At 53.0% G+C, this 2500-nt stretch carries 1 rRNA gene (cut by a window edge); it reads right to left on the reverse strand.

The features are described 5' to 3' along the window. Positions 1-4: 4 nt before the first annotated feature. A 23S ribosomal RNA gene (locus CSV63_RS16260) occupies positions 5-2500 on the reverse strand (it continues 433 nt past the right edge of the window).

Here is a 2500-nt window from a genome sequence, read left to right on the forward strand (position 1 = left end):
ATAATAGGTTAAGTCCTCGATCGATTAGTATCTGTCAGCTACATACGTCGCCGTACTTACACCCCAGACCTATCCACCTCATCATCTTTGAGGGATCTTACTTACTTGCGTAATGGGAAATCTCATCTTGAAGGGGGCTTCATGCTTAGATGCTTTCAGCATTTATCCCGTCCATACATAGCTACCCAGCGATGCCTTTGGCAAGACAACTGGTACACCAGCGGTATGTCCATCCCGGTCCTCTCGTACTAAGGACAGCTCTCCTCAAATTTCCTGCGCCCGCGACGGATAGGGACCGAACTGTCTCACGACGTTCTGAACCCAGCTCGCGTGCCGCTTTAATGGGCGAACAGCCCAACCCTTGGGACCGACTACAGCCCCAGGATGCGACGAGCCGACATCGAGGTGCCAAACCTCCCCGTCGATGTGGACTCTTGGGGGAGATAAGCCTGTTATCCCCGGGGTAGCTTTTATCCGTTGAGCGATGGCCCTTCCATGCGGAACCACCGGATCACTAAGTCCGTCTTTCGACCCTGCTCGACTTGTAGGTCTCGCAGTCAAGCTTCCTTATGCCTTTGCACTCTGCGAATGATGTCCAACCATTCTGAGGAAACCTTTGAGCGCCTCCGTTACTCTTTAGGAGGCGACCGCCCCAGTCAAACTGTCCACCTGACACTGTCTCCTGCCCGGATCACGGGCAAGGGTTAGAAGTCCAATACAGCCAGGGTAGTATCCCACCAATGCCTCCTCCGAAGCTGGCGCTCCGGAATCCAAGGCTCCTACCTATCCTGTACAGGCTGCACCGGAATTCAATATCAGGCTACAGTAAAGCTCCACGGGGTCTTTCCGTCCTGTCGCGGGTAATGCGCATCTTCACGCATATTATAATTTCACCGAGTCTCTCGTTGAGACAGTGCCCAGATCGTTACGCCTTTCGTGCGGGTCGGAACTTACCCGACAAGGAATTTCGCTACCTTAGGACCGTTATAGTTACGGCCGCCGTTTACTGGGGCTTCAATTCAGAGCTTCGCTTGCGCTAACCCCTCCTCTTAACCTTCCAGCACCGGGCAGGCGTCAGCCCCTATACGTCATCTTACGATTTTGCAGAGACCTGTGTTTTTGCTAAACAGTCGCCTGGGCCTATTCACTGCGGCTCTCTCGGGCTATTCACCCTACCAGAGCACCCCTTCTCCCGAAGTTACGGGGTCATTTTGCCGAGTTCCTTAACGAGAGTTCTCTCGATCACCTTAGGATTCTCTCCTCGCCTACCTGTGTCGGTTTGCGGTACAGGCACCTCCCGCCTCGCTAGAGGCTTTTCTTGGCAGTGTGAAATCAGGGACTCTGGAGAAAAATCTCCTCGCCATCACAGCCTAGTGTTATATGAGAACGGGATTTGCCTCGTTCTCCACCTCACTGCTTAGACACACAACCAACTGTGTGCTCACCCTATCCTACTGCGTCCCCCCATTACTCAAACGGCGGGGAGGTGGTACAGGAATATCAACCTGTTGTCCATCGTCTACGCCTATCGGCCTCGACTTAGGTCCTGACTAACCCTGAGCGGACGAGCCTTCCTCAGGAAACCTTGGGCATTCGGTGGAAGGGATTCTCACCCTTCTTTCGCTACTCATACCGGCATTCTCACTTCCAAGCGCTCCACCAGTCCTTCCGGTCTAGCTTCAACGCCCTTGGAACGCTCTCCTACCATTGACCCTAAGGTCAATCCACAGCTTCGGTGATCTGTTTAGCCCCGGTACATTTTCGGCGCAGCGCCACTCGACCAGTGAGCTATTACGCACTCTTTAAATGATGGCTGCTTCTAAGCCAACATCCTGGTTGTCTGGGCAACGCCACATCCTTTTCCACTTAACAGATACTTGGGGACCTTAGCTGGTGGTCTGGGCTGTTTCCCTCTCGACAATGGATCTTATCACCCACTGTCTGACTCCCAAACATAAATCATCGGCATTCGGAGTTTGTCTGAATTCGGTAACCCGGGATGGGCCCCTCGTCCAAACAGTGCTCTACCTCCGAGATTCTTTCGTTTGAGGCTAGCCCTAAAGCTATTTCGGAGAGAACCAGCTATCTCCAGGTTCGATTGGAATTTCACCGCTACCCACACCTCATCCCCGCATTTTTCAACATACGTGGGTTCGGGCCTCCAGTCAGTGTTACCTGACCTTCACCCTGGACATGGGTAGATCACCTGGTTTCGGGTCTACGACCCCATACTCATTCGCCCTATTCAGACTCGCTTTCGCTGCGGCTCCGCTTTCTCAGCTTAACCTTGCATGGAATCGTAACTCGCCGGTTCATTCTACAAAAGGCACGCCATCACCCATTAACGGGCTCTGACAATTTGTAAGCGCACGGTTTCAGGATCTATTTCACTCCCCTTCCGGGGTGCTTTTCACCTTTCCCTCACGGTACTGGTTCACTATCGGTCACTAGGGAGTATTTAGCCTTGGGAGATGGTCCTCCCGGATTCCGACGGAATTTC

The sequence above is a fragment of the Sporosarcina sp. P34 genome, from assembly GCF_002743375.1.
In the GTDB taxonomy this organism is placed as follows: domain Bacteria; phylum Bacillota; class Bacilli; order Bacillales_A; family Planococcaceae; genus Sporosarcina.